Raw genomic sequence first — 15068 nt, 5'->3', positions numbered from 1 at the left:
CCATCATATTAAAATGCTGGTTTTCAGTAGATAAGGAGGTGTTGAAGGATTAAAAATGTCCGGTTTTGAAGGGGGAGTGTCCGGTTCCGGACATCATTTCAATAACTTCTTCCGTAAAGAATACACATAAAAATCCTCTACTTTTTTACGTGCCCACGGCGTTTTGCGGAGAAATTTTAAACTGCTTTGCACAGATGGATTGCTGATAAAGCAATTGATCCTTACCTGGTATCCCAGTTCTTCCCAGCCATAGCTCTCATAAAGATGTGTCACTATTTTTTCCAGTGTAAGTCCGTGCAGCGGGTCTTTGGATGCGCCTGGTGTGTCCATGTTGTTCCGTTTTTATGGCCCAAAGGTAAGTTAATTACAAAGATGCCCGCATGGTTACATAAAACGGTACTTCTATCTGTGCGCGGGAATTATCCAGGATCAGCTGTGCGGCCATTTCTCCCATACATTTAAAGTCGGTGGAAATGGTGGTGATGCCGTTGAGGATGAATTTCTTCAAAGGCGTTTCATTATAGGAAATGATCCCTACATCCTTGCCTATCTTCAGGTTTAAGGAAATGATCCTTTCTATCAGCAATACCAGGTCGTTTTCCCGCAGGTTAATATATACATCTCCCGGCTGAATATCTTCTTCTCCTATTTCTTCTACCTTTTTACTGTTAAAAGCATAGTTCTGGCAGAACTGCATAAACCCTTCGTAAATTTCTTCCGGGTAATAGGTATTGTCGGGGTAAATGATTTTAATGGTGTGGTATTGCTGCAGCTTGTCCCTGGCCTGTTCCAGGGCGCCGTAAATATCTTCCTGGAAATTTTCATATACTGCGCCGTATTCGCCGGTTACGCCTTTCAGCTTTTTATCCAGCAGGATCAGTTTCTCTTTCGGGATAGTATTGATCACTTCATCTACATGTTCCCATCTTTCCCGGAAGTGCGGAAGTATCACAATATGTGTATATTCATTGATATTTTGTGACAACAGTTTTTTAAAGAGACTGAAATCGCTGTTATAAATATAGAAGTCGATATTGGCCTGTTCCCCCAGCTTGTCTGCAAACGAATCATAGATGATTTTTTTGTGCTCGCTCAGTTTGTTGAACAGGAGCAGTATCTTATATTGCTGGTCAAGATTGGTTTGCGACACATAGTAGCCTTTTCCGGGAACGGACCCCAGGATACCCAGTCCCTTCAGGTATTTGTACGCTTTTTCTGCGGTATCCCTCGAAATTTCAAAGGCGTAACTGACTTCATTGATGGACGGCAGTATATCATCCTGCTGCACTTTTTTGTCTACAATAGCTTTGATGATAGAGTTGGCCAGCTGGTAATATTTAGGCGTAGCAGAAAAATCATCAATAAAAAGGTATTTAAAAATCGGATGTTGTTTCATGGCTCATCAGGTATTAATCCGTGGAATTAGCTATCAGGTTATAACATGGCTGTTTTCCCGGCAATGATAGTGATTTAATTTTATAAATGCTATCTCCGGCCGGAACCATGACAGTCCATGACAGTTTAAAAAAGTACATGCTTTATTTTTATGAAACTTTAATCTCCACGTTACAAATTACTATATCATTATGCAGGCTTTACTGGGAGTTTTATTTCACTTTATAGGTGGGTTCGCATCGGGAAGTTTCTATATCCCTTACAAAAAGGTAAAGGGATGGAGCTGGGAAAGTTACTGGATTGTAGGCGGGATCTTCTCCTGGCTGGTGGTACCGCTGGTAGCCGCCTGGTTAACCGTTCCCGGTTTTATGGATATTATCCGTAATACGGAAGGCACCATTCTTTTCTGGACTTATTTCCTGGGCGTACTGTGGGGGATCGGCGGTTTAACCTTCGGGTTATCCATGCGTTACCTCGGCATGTCGCTGGGAATGGCGGTAGCATTAGGCTTTTGTTCCGCCTTTGGTGCACTGATACCACCCATTTACCGTGGTTTGTTTACAGACGACCCCAATACGCTGGGCGCTATGCTGCACAGCAGCAGGGGCTTGTATGTACTATCCGGTGTGGCGGTATGCCTGGTGGGTATTGCTATTTGCGGAAGAGCGGGTATGCTCAAGGAAAAGGAGCTTACCGGTGAACAGAAAACTGAAAGCATCCTCGAATTTGACCTTCGCAAGGGGCTGGCGGTAGCCATTGTTTCCGGTATACTGAGCGCCTGCATGAGTTTTGCCATTACTGCCGGCAGCAGTATGGGTAAGGCAGCGGTAGCCAACAATGCCAATCCTTTGTTCCGGAACAATGTTATTTTTGTAGTGATTATGCTGGGAGGGCTCACCACCAATTTTATCTGGTGCATGCTGCTCAATAAACGTAACCGCTCATTTAATGACTATACGAACAAAAGTACCCCGCTGGTAAGGAACTATTTATTTGCAGCAATCGCGGGTACTACCTGGTTCCTGCAATTCTTTTTTTATGGAATGGGAGAAAGTAAACTGGGCAATGATGCCAGCTCCTGGATCCTGCACATGGCTTTTATTATCCTGATTTCCGGTATGTGGGGCTTTGTGCTGAAGGAATGGAAAAATGCCAGTAAAAAAACATTCGTTACTATCTCCCTGGGTATATTCACCATTATTCTTTCTGTAATCCTGGTTGGATATGGTAATTCTTTAGAAAATTAACCCTCAGCATTATCGCAATTAAAAACGTAAAAATTATAGAGTATGTCTTTAGATGGAACTACTACGCAATTCAGGCATGTCAGCTATTTATGGGATGAAGCAACAGCCGCTGCTATGGCTGGTGATGAAGTAGCCTTGCTGATCTATCGTTCCAATTTACTCGGCGCAGATCTCCGGTTGACCAACTACGGTGGTGGTAACACCTCCTGCAAAGCCACCGCAAAAGATCCTTTAACGGGAGAACCGGTAGAGGTGATGTGGGTAAAAGGCTCCGGCGGGGACCTGGGCACACTCAGGAAAAGTGGCCTCGCTGCCCTGTATGTAGATCGTCTCCGCAGCCTGCAGAATATTTACAGGGGAATAGCGCATGAAGATGAAATGGTGGAATTGTTCAATCACTGCATTTACGATCTTAGCTCAAAAGCGCCCTCCATTGATACCCCTCTGCATGGTTTTCTTCCCTTTAAACATATCGATCACCTCCATCCGGATGCTGCCATTGCTATTGCAGCGGCAAAAGACGGCCGGAAAATCACGCAGGAGCTGTTTAATGGCACCATTGGCTGGGTACCCTGGCAAAAGCCCGGATTTGACCTCGGATTGCAGTTAAAGCAATGCCTCGACGAAAATCCCGGTATCCGTGGTATCATGCTGGGCTCTCACGGCCTGTTCACCTGGGGCGACACTGCCTATGAAAGTTATATCAATACCCTGGAAGTAATTGAACGCTGCGCGGAATACCTGCAGGAAAATACCGGTCGTAATAAACCCGTGTTTGGCGGCGCTAAAATACAATCATTGTCGCCCGACCTTCGTAAAGCCCAGGCCGCTGAACTGGCGCCGGTTTTACGCGGATACTGCTCTTCTCAGCAGAAAATGGTAGGCCATTTTACCGACGATGCGAGAGTGCTTGAATTTATTAATTCCAATGATCTCGACAGGCTGGCACCGCTGGGTACCAGCTGCCCCGATCACTTCCTGCGCACAAAGATCAGCCCGCTGGTGCTGAACCTTCTGCCGGACGCCGACCTGAAAGACGTAGCCACCGTTAAAACATCCCTGGCGCCATTATTTACCGCCTACCGGGAAATGTATAAAGAATACTACGATACCTGTAAACATCCCAACAGCCCGGCCATGCGCGATCCTAACCCCGTGGTGATCCTGTATCCCGGCGTAGGCATGTTCACCTTCGCAAAAGATAAACAAACCGCCAGGGTGGCCGCTGAATTTTATATCAACGCCATCAATGTAATGAAAGGCGCGGAAGCCATCTCTGAATACACCTCCCTGCCACGGCAGGAAGCATTTAATATTGAATACTGGTTGCTGGAAGAAGCCAAGCTGCAACGCATGCCAAAGCCGAAAGCGCTTACCGGCAGAATTGCCCTGGTAACCGGCAGCGCCGGCGGTATCGGTAAAGCCATCGCTAAAAAGTTTGCAGAAGAAGGCGCCGTAGTGGTGATCAATGATAATGATGCACAACGACTGGCATCTGCCACCGAAGAGTTTAATAAACTGTACGGAAAAGATGTATTTGCTGCCGACCTGCTCGATGTGACCGATTCCGCATCTATTCATAAAACCTTTAACACCGCGGTACTGGCCTTTGGTGGGGTGGATATCATAGTAAACTGCGCCGGACTGTCGATTTCCAAACCATTGGAAGATCATACGGAAAAGGACTGGGACCTGCTGTACGATGTACTGGTAAAAGGACAGTTCCTCGTTACACAAACCGGCGTAGAAATCATGCGCAAGCAGGATACCGGCGGGGATGTGCTGAACATCGTTAGTAAAAACGCATTAGTTTCCGGTCCTAACAATGCGGGATATGGGTCAGCCAAGGCAGCCCAACTGCACCTGAGCCGTCTTAATGCCGCTGAACTGGGTAAAGATCGTATACGCGTGAACGTAGTAAATCCTGATGCAGTGATTTCCGATAGTAAAATATGGGCCGGCGCATGGGCAGAAGGCCGTGCTAAAGCATATGGCGTAAAGGTGGAAGAACTGCCTGCATTCTATGCAAAACGCACCCTGCTGAATGAAATCATTGTACCGGAAGATATCGCCAACGCCTGCTATGCTTTTGTAGGCGGATTACTCAACAAGGCTACCGGCAACGTGCTGAATGTGGATGGTGGAGTAGCAATGGCTTTTGTGAGATAAAAATATCGTTTTATCTGCGTAAAAAAAGATCATCATGAGAATCGAAAAATACAGGATAGAAGAACATAATCAGGCCGGAATGGCTGCGCAGCAGCGTGCATTTGAATATCTCTCCGGGGAAATTAAAAATGTGCCTGAAATATTGCAGCAGCTGATCGCTTTCCAGGTGGGCATTCCCAGCTGGGCGCTCGGAACCGGTGGTACCCGCTTTGGCCGTTTCCCCGGTGGAGGTGAACCCCGGAACCTGGAAGAAAAGATCGAAGACATAGGGTTGATTCATCAGCTGAACCAATCCAGCGGCGCCATTTCGCTGCATATCCCCTGGGATATTCCCTCCAATCCTGCACATATCAAAGCAATGGCTGCACAACACGGCCTCCGCTTTGATGCGATGAACTCCAACACTTTCCAGGATCAGCCGGGGCAGAAGTGGAGCTATAAATTCGGCTCGCTGCAGCATGTAAATAAAGACATCCGCAAGCAAGCCATCGAGCATAACATAGAAGTGATCCGTCATGGTATAGAACTGGGCTCTGATGCACTCACCGTGTGGCTGTCCGACGGTTCGTGCTTCCCTGGTCAGCTGAATTTCCGCCATGCTTTCCAGAACACGCTGGAAGGGCTGCAGGAAATTTATGCGGCACTGCCGGATCACTGGAAAATGTTCGTGGAATACAAAGCCGCAGAACCTAATTTTTATTCCACTACAGTGGGCGACTGGGGACAGTCGCTCCTCTACGCCAATAAACTGGGCCCCAAAGCCTATACACTGGTAGATCTCGGACATCACCTGCCCAATGCCAACATTGAGCAGATTGTAGCCCTGTTGCTGATGGAAGGTAAACTCGGCGGCTTCCATTTCAATGATTCCAAGTATGGCGACGATGACCTCACCGTAGGCAGCATCAAACCCTACCAGCTGTTCCTTATTTTCAACGAACTGGTGGAAGGAATGGATGCCCGCGGCATGAATCATACGACAGACCTGGGCTGGATGATAGATGCCTCACATAACGTGAAGGATCCGCTGGAAGATCTGCTGCAATCAGTAGAAGCGATCATGATCACCTACGCGCAGGCGTTGCTGGTAGACCGGAAGAAACTGCTGGCCGCACAACAGAACAACGATGTAGTTACTGCCCAGGAAATATTGCAGCAGGCGTTCCGTACAGATGTGCGCTCCCTGGTGGCTGCCGCCAGGATACAGGCCGGCGGCGCATTAAATCCGTTAGCTTTGTATCGTGCTGAAAAAGTGAGAGAACACCTGATCCGTGAAAGAGGCGCTAAAACAATGGCGACTGGTTTGTAATTTAAACGTGTTTATGACCGAAATTCCCGTTATTGCTATTTTTGATGTTGGAAAAACCAACAAGAAACTGTTTCTCTTTGATGAACAGTACCGGATCATCTTTGAGCGGACAGCCCGTTTTACGGAAACCGTGGATGAAGATGGCGCGCCCTGTGAAAACCTGGAAAGTCTCCGGCTCTCCGTATTTGATTCCCTGAGAGAAGTATTCAGCAGAAAAGATGTAACGATTAAAGCGATCAACTTTTCAACCTATGGCGCAAGCCTGGTATACATTGATGAAGAAGGGCGCCCATTAACTCCGTTGTACAATTATCTGAAAGAATATCCGGAGGAATTGAGTCAGCAGTTTTACAGTAACTATGGCGGCAAAACCGCTTTCTCTGTGCAAACGGCGTCACCGGTATTGGGAAGCCTCAATTCAGGCATGCAGTTATACCGGCTGAAGTACGAACAACCTGACGTATTCAGTCGCATGAAGTATGCGCTGCACCTGCCGCAATACATGAGTTTCCTGCTGTCGGGTATAGCCTGCTCAGATATCACCAGCATTGGTTGTCATACCAACCTGTGGGATTTTAAACAAAACAATTATCATTCGTGGTTAATAAAGGAAGGGGTGCTGGAAAAGCTGGCGCCTCTTTTTTCTTCCGGAGAAGTAATGCCCGCCGCCTTTCCGGGCAACAGCTACGCAGTAGGCACCGGGCTGCACGACAGCTCTGCTGCACTGATTCCTTACCTGGTAAATTTTCATGAGCCCTTTATACTCATATCTACCGGCACCTGGTGCATCAGCTTAAATCCATTTAACGATACACCACTTACACCGGAAGAACTGGAAGCAGACTGTTTATGTTATATGTCCTTCCAGGGTAAGCCGGTAAAGGCTTCCCGGCTGTTTGCCGGTTATGAGCATGAACAGCAGGTGAAACGTATTGCCGCCCATTTTGATCAGCATACCGGCAGGTATCGCGGGATTGAGTATGACGGCAGCATCATCCGCCAGCTGAAAGAAAGGAATAAACAGGATACGCCGCAGCCGGAGGCCGACAAGCAGCGGATGCAGGCATCTGTATTCGGGCAGCGCGATCTTGGTACTTTTTCTTCAGATATTGAAGCCTATCATCAGCTGATGCTGGATATTGCCAATCAGCAATACATCGCTACCAGCAGGGTATTGAAGGGCGCCCGTGTAAAACGTATATTCGTTGACGGTGGGTTCAGTAAAAACGCCATCTATATGAACCTGCTGGCCGCACTGTTTCCCGATATTGAAATCTTTGCTGCCTCTATGGCGCAGGCTACTGCGATGGGAGCAGCACTGGCCATCCATTCGTCCTGGAACAGCAAGCCCATGCCCAATGATCTGATAGAACTGAAATATTATTCGGTGACACATGATGCTACTTTATGAAGTTTTGATTATCATTACTGCCAATAAATAATATTATGCGCGCCCTCCTTATCCTGCTCTTCAGCTTCGCTGCCATTGTTGCCAATGCACAAACCGTAATGTCTTTATACAACGGGCTTCCTCCCGGCGGAATTGCCGGTCCTGACGAGGAAGTAACCGACAAAGACAATAACCGTACAAATACCAGTGTGCCTACTTTAACGGCTTACCTGCCGCCAAAAGACAAGGCTACCGGTACAGCGGTATTAATTTGTCCGGGTGGTGGTTATCACACAGTCGTATTCCAGCGGGAAGGACTCAGTATCGCGGAGTATTTTGTAAGGCAAGGCATCGCTGCCTTTGTACTCAAATACCGCTTACCGGATGATAAGATCATGCAGGATAAAAGCAGCGGTCCTTTGCAGGATGCACAGGAAGCCATGAAAATAATCCGCTCGCATGCCGCTGAATGGAACATCGATAATAGCCGCGTAGGCATTATGGGTTTCTCTGCCGGCGGGCACCTGGCTTCCACCACAGGAACCCATTTCAACAAACCGGTGCTGGCCGCCAATGCGGGCATCAACCTGCGTCCTGATTTTATGATCCTGGTGTACCCGGTGATCAGCATGGAAAAGAACCTCACCCATGCTGGTTCCCGTTTGCGGTTACTTGGTAATCAGCCGGGAGAAGAAGCTATAAAAAATTATTCCAACGACCGGCAGGTAACACCGCAAACACCACCCACCATCCTGTTTCATACCGGCGACGATACGGTGGTGGACGTAGATAACAGTCTCTTTTTTTACCAGGCCCTGCGCCACCAGCACGTACCGGCGGAAATGCATATTTATCCCGAAGGCAACCACGGCTTTGTATTGAAGCTGCCAACAGACGTATGGATGCAGATCACCATGAAATGGCTGGGCCGCATGGGTATGCTCAACCCGGGCAACCCGTTGCTGCAGGGAGGTACAGGACAGTTATACTGATAACGTTTTTTACTTTGGGAGATATCCTGAAATAGCCTGTTGCTGACGAAAGTCCGGCAACCGGGTATCTGTTACCATAACTTTTACGGTTAAACGAAGATTCAAAGTATGTATACTCCTGTTATGAAAAAGTACGGCGCCGCTGCACTGTTGTTGTCGGCTGCATTAACTGCCAGCGGACAACAAACGCCTTTGCAACGCGGATTTGTAACGCCACCGGATAGCGTTAAGCCAAGTGTATACTGGTATTGGATGAGTGATAATATTTCGCAGGAAGGTGTAAAGCAGGATGTGGAAGCAATGGTAAAAGTGGGCATTGGCCGGGCTTTTATCGGTAATATAGGTTATCCGAAAGAAGAGGTTCCTTACGGAAAGGTGAAGCTGTTTTCTGATGAATGGTGGCAGGTAACCCGTACGGCTATACGCACGGCTTCAGAAAAAGGGATGGATATTGGCCTGTTCAACAGCCCGGGATGGAGCCAGAGTGGCGGTCCGTGGATTAGGCCTTCCCAATCGATGCGCTACCTCGCCGGTGAAGAAGTGACGATTCATGGCCCTCAGCAATATACCCAACAGCTGCCAACAGGCCCCGCCGATTTTCAGACAGTAGCCGTAATGGCCTTTCCAGTGCCAGACAGCGATGGCGATGATATTGGTAAACAGACACCACGCATCACTTCCAACATCGTGTTTCAGCATATTGAAAAGCTGACAGATGGAAATACTACGGAAGAAGTAACCGTTACCACACCGGTTGGTCGCCCAACACCAGCTCACATCGACCTCGAAGTAACCGGCAATTTCACCGCGCGGAGCCTCATCATTTACCCGGCCGCAAAGCCTTTCAAAGCACAGTTTGAACTACAGGTAAAAGAGGGGGATAACTGGCGCAGCATAAAGAGCTTTGAATTTGACCGCAGCAACCCGCAAAATAATGTAGGCTTTAAACCCTATGCACCGGTAGCCGTTTCCTTTAAAGCTACTACCGGAAAACAGTTCCGGCTGGTGATCAGCGAAGGCAATCCTGCATTGGCAGAAATAAAACTCCTCACGGCCCCACGCATTGAGCGCTTTGAAGAAAAGCAGCTGGCCAAAATGTTCCAGACGCCACTGCCGTTATGGAACGAATATCAATGGCCGCAGGAGGCGGAAGTATCCGGCGCCGGTTTGATTATTGATCCCACCAAAGTTATTAATCTCACTAAAAATTTATCAGCCAACGGTACCCTCAACTGGAAGGTACCTGCGGGCAACTGGATAGTGGTGCGTTATGGTATGTTGCCCACGGGCGTTACCAATGGACCGGCTTCCCCGGAAGGTACAGGGCTGGAAATAGACAAGATCAGCGATGAATGGTCGCAGTACCACTATGATGCCTTTGTAGGCAAGATCCGCAAGAGCATTCCCGCAGCGGAACGCGCCTCACTCAAATGGGTGGTGGCAGACAGCTACGAAACCGGTTCGCAAAACTGGACCGATGACATGGCGGATGATTTTAAAAAACAATATGGCTACGATCCGTTGCCGTGGCTGCCTGTGTTATCCGGAAGGGTAGTGGGCACCCCTGATCAATCGGATCGTTTTCTATGGGACCTGCGCCGCCTGATTGCCGATCGGGTAGCTTATAAATACGTAGCCGGGTTGCGTAAAGCCAGTCATAAAGACGGGATGAAGCTATGGCTGGAAAACTACGGCCACTGGGGTTTTCCTTCAGAGTTCCTGAAATACGGCGGCCAGTCGGATGAAATTGCGGGTGAATTCTGGAATGAAGGAACGCTCGGCAATATCGAGTGCCGCGCAGCCTCTTCCGCTGCGCATATTTATGGCAAAACAAGAGTAGCCGCAGAATCTTTTACTGCCGGCGGTAATGCATACGGCCGCTATCCCGCGCTGCTGAAGCGTCGTGGCGATTGGTCCTTTACCGAAGGGATCAATCACAGCCTCCTGCATGTGTTCATTGAGCAGCCATATGATGACCGCGAACCCGGTGTGAACGCAGGTTTTGGCACCGAGTTTAACAGGAAGAACACCTGGTTTTACCAGGGTAAAGCATTTATAGATTATATCAGGAGATGTAACTACCTCCTGCAACAAGGTAAGGCAGTAAATGATATCGCCTACTTCATCGGGGAAGATGCACCTAAAATGACAGGCGTAAGAGATCCTGAATTACCGAAAGGATACTCCTATGATTACATCAATGCAGAAGTGATCCTGGAACGCCTGCGTGTAAAGGATGGCAGGCTGGTACTGCCGGATGGTATGAGCTATCGTTTGCTGGTACTGCCGCAGCTGGAAACCATGCGGCCGGAGCTGCTGGAGAAAATTGCGCAGCTGGTAAAAGAAGGCGCCACTATCCTGGGACCTGCACCCAAACGATCTCCCAGCTTACAGCAGTATCCATCCGCGGATGCGAAAGTGCAAAAACTGGTCACGGAACTGTGGGGCAACAACCAGGAGCATCAAAGGGAATATGGCAAAGGGCAGGTACTGAGTGGAATAGATATGCCGCAGGCACTGAGCATCCTGCAATTGCCCGCAGATGTGGCGCAGCTGCCGGAGCAGGCATTGTATACGCATCGTACCACCACAGATGGAGAAATATATTTTATCACCAATCAGTCGGATCAGCAGATCACCTTATCACCCGCCTTCCGCGTGTTGGGTAAACAACCAGAGTGGTGGGATGCGGTAACCGGTGAAACCCGTGACCTGAAAGAGTTTACGCAACAATCATCACATACCGTAGTACCGTTAACGTTAGCCCCTTACCAGAGTGGATTCGTAGTATTCCGTAAGCATGCAGCAACAGCAGGCAATGGGATTAATTTCCCGGAAGCAACCACGCTGACGCAGTTACAGGGGCCATGGAAAGTGAGCTTTGATGCGGCAAAGCGCGGACCTGCGCAACCGGTGGTGTTTGATCAGTTGACCGATTGGAGCACGCACTCCAATGAGCAAATCCGTAATTACTCCGGTACCGCTGTTTATGAAATTACTTTTAAGGCAGATGAACTACCGGCGGAATCCACACCATACCTGGATCTTGGCGCCGTGAGTGTAATGGCGGATGTAACCCTGAACGGTGTAGCGCTGGGCAACGTATGGACGGCACCTTACCGGGTAAATGTAAAACAAGCATTGAAAAAAGGAGAGAACAAGCTAATAATAACGGTGGTAAACACGTGGGTAAACCGCCTCATTGGCGACAGCAAACTACCTGTTGCCGAAAGAAAAACATGGAGTAACGTGAACCCATACACGCCGACAGCTACTTATCAGTCTGCCGGCCTGATGGGGCCCGTAAAACTCATTGCAGTAAAATATTAAGTACATTCAAAGGAACCAGATCACATGAAAATATATAACCAGATCTTACAATTAGCAGTCATAATGTTAGTTGCTGTTTCGTCCCGGGCCCAGCTGCCACTGGTGTTCGATAGCAGCCGTATGGCCACGGTCCAGGCAACAGCAACGGTACGCAGGTATTTATCTCCCGAAAAAATTATATGGCAAACACCCAATGCCGGTGAGCATATTATCAACGCACAACGTTTCCTGTTAGCCGGCAACGGACAAGCCGACCTGGCCAATCAGAACATGTGCGTGCTGAAAAGCACGGCTGCCGTACATCCTGCCTTGTTGTTTGACTTTGGCAAAGAACTGCATGGCGGTTTGCAACTGGTTACGGGGATGTATAAAAGCGGTAAGCCGGTAAAACTGCGGGTACGCTTTGGCGAATCCGTAAGTGAAGCGATGAGTGATATTGAACCCGGGAAGAATGCCACCAACGACCACGCCGTACGCGATATGATTGTAGAAGTACCCTGGCTGGGTAAACTGGAAGTAGGCAACACCGGTTTTCGTTTTGTAAGGATCGATCTGCTGGATGACAACACGGAACTGCAACTCAAAGAAGTGAGGGCCATCTTCGTATACCGCGATCTGCCTTACCTGGGCTCTTTTAAATGCAGCGATACGTTGCTGAACCAGATCTGGCTGACGGGTGCATACACCGTGCATCTGAACATGCAGGACTATTTATGGGATGGCATCAAACGCGACCGCCTCGTGTGGATTGGTGATATGCATCCGGAAACATCTACTATCAGCGCGGTATTCGGCTATAATGAAGTGGTGCCAGAGAGCCTGGACCTTTCCCGTGATATTACGCCGCTGCCACAGTATATGAATGGCATGGTGTCGTATTCCATGTGGTGGGTGCTTATTCAGCGCGATTGGTACCAGCATACCGGCAACCTTGCATATCTGAAACAACAGGCCGGTTACCTGAAAGGATTACTGGATCACCTCTCAAAGAAAATAGACGCCAATAACAGTGAAGACCTGCACGACGGCACCCGCTTCCTCGACTGGCCCTCCAGTGAAAATAAACCCGGCATTCATGCAGGGCTACAGGCCATGATGATCATGACGCTGGACGCCGGCGCTGCATTGAGCAAAGTACTCAACGATGAGGCCACCGTGAAGAAATGCGAAGCCGCTATTGCCCGGCTGAAGCAAAACGTACCCGATGCAAACGGCTCCAAACAGGCCGCGGCATTGATGGCGTTATCCGGTTTGGTGCCCGCAAAAAAGATCAACGATGAAATTATTGGCGTAGGTGGTGTAAAGGATTACTCCACCTTCTATGGTTACTATATGCTGCAGGCAAAAGCCAAAGCGGGCGACTACCAGGGAGGGCTAAACGATATCCGCACTTACTGGGGCGCTATGCTGAAGCTGGGCGCCACTACGTTCTGGGAAGACTTTAATATGGACTGGCTTCCCAACGCTTCCCGCATTGATGAAATAGTACCGGCCGGGCAAAAAGATATTCATGGCGACTATGGCGCTTATTGTTATAAAGGTTTCCGTCATAGTTTATGTCATGGCTGGGCCTCCGGGCCTACGCCGTGGCTCACGGAGCATGTACTCGGTATTTCGGTAGCAGCGCCCGGATGTAAAGTGATTAAGGTAACGCCTCACCTGGGAGATCTGCAATTTGCAGAGGGTACTTTTCCTACGCCTTATGGCATTGTAACGGTGAAGCATACACGCCTGGCTGATGGAAAGATTAAGTCGGAGATCAAAGCGCCTGCGCAGGTGAAGGTGATCAGGGAGTAGTTTTATTTTTTAGGAAGATAAAAAAGAACGGTGCTCATAGGAGGCCGTTCTTTTTATTTATGCTGCTGAAAATAGTTATACCACCGGATGTATCCACGGACTTCTATACGGCCGTTGCAATAACGCTGTGGCAGCAGGATCGCCGGTAATGATCCGTTTCTGCGGATCATATATTACGGGCCGTCCTGTTTGCATGGAGATATTGGCGAGGATACAGCTCGCAGTGGAAATATGCCCTTCTTCTATATCCGCTACCGGTTTGCTGCCATTTTTAATAGCGCCCAGGAAGTCCAGCATATGCAGGCGTGTGGCCGGTGCAGCGTTCAGCTCAATAGCTGGTTCTGTCAGGTCTTCCGGGTACTTTTCCTTTTCAAACACTACATCTTTATGAATAGGAGTGCCGTTGCCTTCAGGGATAAAGTCGTACGACATGGTGCTGGCGGCAAGGGTGCCTTTCTCTCCATACAATTTAAATGACCATGGGTATTTGGGATCGGCGGCTGTTCCCCAGGTGCGGTGCTGCCATACACAATTTAGTCCGTCGTACTCAAAAATGGCCGACTGCGTATCTGCAATATTCGATTTGCCTTCTTTCTGTACATAGATCCCACCGGTGGAGCTGATGCGTTTGGGCCAGCCCAGTTGCAGCATCCAGCGTACAGTGTCGAACATATGCACGCACATATCGCCCATAATGCCGTTGCCGTATTCCATGAAAGTGCGCCACCAGCGTACATGTGGCAAGCCATCGTAAGGCCGCAGGGGAGCGGGGCCGGTCCACATGTCGTAGTCGAAATAATCGGGTACTGCCTGTACGGGTGGATTGCCGTTGTTGCGCATGTGATAGTAGCAACACATTTCCACATGCGATATTTTGCCGAGCAGGCCGGCATCTACAATATTCTTTTTGGCATCAATGAGGTGTGGGGTGCTTTTCCGTTGGGTGCCCACCTGCACCACCCGGTTGTATTTGCGGGCGGCGGCCACCATCGCTTCGCCTTCTATTATATCTACGCTGATAGGTTTCTGCACATATACATTGGCGCCGGCTTTGAGGGCTTCAATGGTTTGCAGGGCATGCCAGTGGTCGGGAGTGCCTATCAATACAATGTCCAGTTCATTCTCGGATAGCAGTTTACGGTAGTCGGCGTACAGGCGGGGTGTTTCACCGGAGGACTGCCGTTTGCGCACCATTTCTGCAGCGGCCTGCAGCATATTCTTATCCACATCACAAAGGGCTACTACTTTTACCGGCGCTACCTGGATTAGCCGGAATAAATCGCTTTTGCCATACCATCCTGTTCCGATAAGCGCTACCCGTAAAGGTTTCGCGGGGTTAATGAAATCAAGCGCACTGGCGCCGATAGCAGAGAGCGCGAGCGTAGCCGTGGCTCCCTTGAGGAAGCGGCGGCGATTGATGTTGAAATTCTCCATAGCGT

General features: G+C 49.0%; 10 protein-coding genes. 7 read left to right on the top strand and 3 right to left on the bottom strand.

Annotated elements, in window-relative coordinates; genetic code table 11:
* Positions 1–93: 93 nt before the first annotated feature.
* Together V7S65_RS09240 and V7S65_RS09235 are read right to left on the bottom strand one after the other, a co-directional pair.
* Positions 94–330 (bottom strand): VF530 family protein, encoded by a 237-nt coding sequence (locus V7S65_RS09240; protein ID WP_079472027.1) that lies wholly within the window; start codon positions 328–330, stop codon positions 94–96.
* 34 nt (positions 331–364) lie between these two features.
* The gene (locus V7S65_RS09235) at positions 365–1396 is read right to left on the bottom strand and encodes a GntR family transcriptional regulator (RefSeq protein ID WP_079472026.1); all 1032 of its coding nucleotides are present in this window, start codon (positions 1394–1396) and stop codon (positions 365–367) included.
* Positions 1397–1586: 190 nt separating this feature from the next.
* Here V7S65_RS09235 and rhaT point away from each other — a divergent pair, with 190 nt between their 5' ends.
* The 7 genes from rhaT to V7S65_RS09200 all read left to right on the top strand — a co-directional run bounded on the left by rhaT (position 1587) and on the right by V7S65_RS09200 (position 13629).
* Entirely contained in the window at positions 1587–2642 is a 1056-nt protein-coding gene (gene rhaT / locus V7S65_RS09230) for an L-rhamnose/proton symporter RhaT (RefSeq protein WP_336388477.1), read from the top strand.
* A 42-nt stretch (positions 2643–2684) separates the two neighbouring features.
* Entirely contained in the window at positions 2685–4811 is a 2127-nt protein-coding gene (locus V7S65_RS09225; RefSeq protein ID WP_111578263.1) for a bifunctional aldolase/short-chain dehydrogenase, read from the top strand.
* A gap of 34 nt (positions 4812–4845) precedes the next feature.
* Entirely contained in the window at positions 4846–6120 is a 1275-nt protein-coding gene (locus V7S65_RS09220) for a sugar isomerase (protein ID WP_336388478.1), read from the top strand.
* Between the two features lie 13 nt (positions 6121–6133).
* Positions 6134–7531 carry an FGGY-family carbohydrate kinase gene (locus V7S65_RS09215; protein WP_336388479.1) on the top strand — a complete coding sequence of 466 codons (1398 nt, stop codon included), beginning with the start codon at positions 6134–6136 and terminating at the stop codon, positions 7529–7531.
* A gap of 35 nt (positions 7532–7566) precedes the next feature.
* Positions 7567–8502 carry an alpha/beta hydrolase gene (locus V7S65_RS09210; protein WP_336388480.1) on the top strand — a complete coding sequence of 312 codons (936 nt, stop codon included), beginning with the start codon at positions 7567–7569 and terminating at the stop codon, positions 8500–8502.
* Between the two features lie 123 nt (positions 8503–8625).
* The gene (locus V7S65_RS09205; protein ID WP_336388481.1) at positions 8626–11832 is read left to right on the top strand and encodes a glycosyl hydrolase; all 3207 of its coding nucleotides are present in this window, start codon (positions 8626–8628) and stop codon (positions 11830–11832) included.
* A gap of 63 nt (positions 11833–11895) precedes the next feature.
* Positions 11896–13629: an alpha-L-rhamnosidase-related protein gene (locus tag V7S65_RS09200; protein WP_336388482.1), complete on the top strand. Its 1734-nt coding sequence runs from the start codon at positions 11896–11898 to the stop codon at positions 13627–13629.
* A 75-nt stretch (positions 13630–13704) separates the two neighbouring features.
* Here the strand turns inward: V7S65_RS09200 and V7S65_RS09195 are convergent, their stop codons facing one another.
* Positions 13705–15063 carry a Gfo/Idh/MocA family oxidoreductase gene (locus tag V7S65_RS09195; RefSeq protein WP_336388483.1) on the bottom strand — a complete coding sequence of 453 codons (1359 nt, stop codon included), beginning with the start codon at positions 15061–15063 and terminating at the stop codon, positions 13705–13707.
* Between the last annotated feature and the right edge of the window lie 5 nt (positions 15064–15068).

Origin of the sequence: Chitinophaga sp. CCNWYY40 (assembly GCF_037483205.1) — a bacterium.
Lineage (GTDB): Bacteria > Bacteroidota > Bacteroidia > Chitinophagales > Chitinophagaceae > Chitinophaga > Chitinophaga ginsengisegetis.
The sequence above is the reverse complement of the archived record's forward strand: the minus strand, read 5'-3'. Positions and strand labels throughout refer to the sequence as shown.